General features: G+C 47.0%; 1 protein-coding gene. It reads left to right on the forward strand.

Annotation, left to right across the window (positions count from 1 at the left end; translation table 11 throughout):
- On the forward strand, positions 1-1,586 hold a 1,586-nt coding region (locus COT43_11530), incomplete at both ends, for a hypothetical protein (GenBank protein PIS27240.1).

Below are 1,586 nucleotides of genomic sequence, written 5' to 3' on the forward strand. Positions count from 1 at the left end.
GAACGAGATTTAAACTACTATTACAACAAGTTCAAATACGGCGAAGATTGCTTTCATTACCTGATGAGCAAAAAGGTCAAGGAAATCCTGCTCATTTCAACCTTCTATGACGCATTTATCTTCGAGCAGGACGGTCGGTTATCGGAACAGATCTTCGGCGAATACCGGCAATTGAATCTCAGCACGGCGCCGATGATCACCAGCGTCCCGACAGGCGAAGAAGCGCTGAGGATTCTCAAAGAGCGTCAGTTCGATCTGGTCATTACGATGCTTCATGTCGGTAAGATCACGTCGTTCGATTTAGCCAGACAAATCAAGGAAAATTATCCCGATCTGCCGATTCTCCTTCTCCTGAACATGGAATCAGACATCCCGTCAGTCGATCAGTACCGCGACCGGATGACGATTTTCGACGGTGTCTTTCTTTGGAAAGGCGACACGAAACTTTTCCTCGCGATGGTGAAATCCATCGAAGACAAACGAAATCTGGAATACGACACAAAACACGGTTTGGTACGCGTGATCCTTCTCGTCGAGGATTCCGTCCAGTATTACTCGATGTTCCTGCCGCTGTTTTACGAAGAGATCATGAAGCAGACGCAAATCCTCATCCGCGAAGAGTTGAACGACATCAACAAACGACTGCGGATGCGCGCCCGCCCGAAGGTCATTCTCGCTAAAACCTACGAGGAAGCCGCCGAAATTTACGAACATTATAAAGAATATATCATCGCGGTCATTTCGGATATCAGTTATCTGCACAATGGAAAATTGGACAACGAAGCCGGGATCAAACTGATTTCGGAAGTGAAAAAGAATATCTACGATGTTCCGACCATCCTGCTCTCGTCGGAGTTCAAAAACAGCGACAAAGCCGCCGCTATCCAGTCGACTTTCCTCTATAAATATTCCAATCAACTGCTGAACAATCTCCGCAAGTTCATCGTCGATAATCTGGGATTCGGCGACTTTGTTTTCCGGGATGTCAATGGCAATGAAATCGACCGCGCGCGTTCGCTCATTGAGTTTGAGGAAAAACTCAAAACGATTCCGGATGAGACTATCGTTTATCATAGTAAACGAAACCATTTTTCCGCATGGCTGATGGCGCGCGGCGAAACGTTCATCGCCCGGAGTATGCGCCTGTTAACTGTTGGGGATTTCGACTCGATTTCCGAAGTCCGGCAACATTTGGTCTCGACGCTTAACCAAATCCGCAAGAGCCGGAATAAAGGCAAGATCATCAATTTCCATCCGAAAAGCCTGTATGAATCGAACGAGATTTCACGATTAACAGAAGGTTCGTTGGGCGGAAAAGGACGCGGTCTGGCATTTCTGAATGCACTTCTCATCACAATGGAATTCGAAAAACATTTCACCGGCGTCAATATCACACTGCCCGCCACAGCCATTATCGGGACGAACGAATTCGATCAGTTTATCCGCGAGAATCGGATTTTTGACCGACTAAAAGAGAATCAGAATGATCGTGAAATCGGGGAAATATTCCTGAAAGGCAGGCTTAGCAATGAGTTGACGGAAAAACTGTCGTCCTTTTTGGAGATCATCCGCTACCCGCTCGCCGT

Source organism: Candidatus Marinimicrobia bacterium CG08_land_8_20_14_0_20_45_22 (assembly GCA_002774355.1).
GTDB lineage: Bacteria > Fidelibacterota > UBA2242 > UBA2242 > UBA2242 > 0-14-0-20-45-22.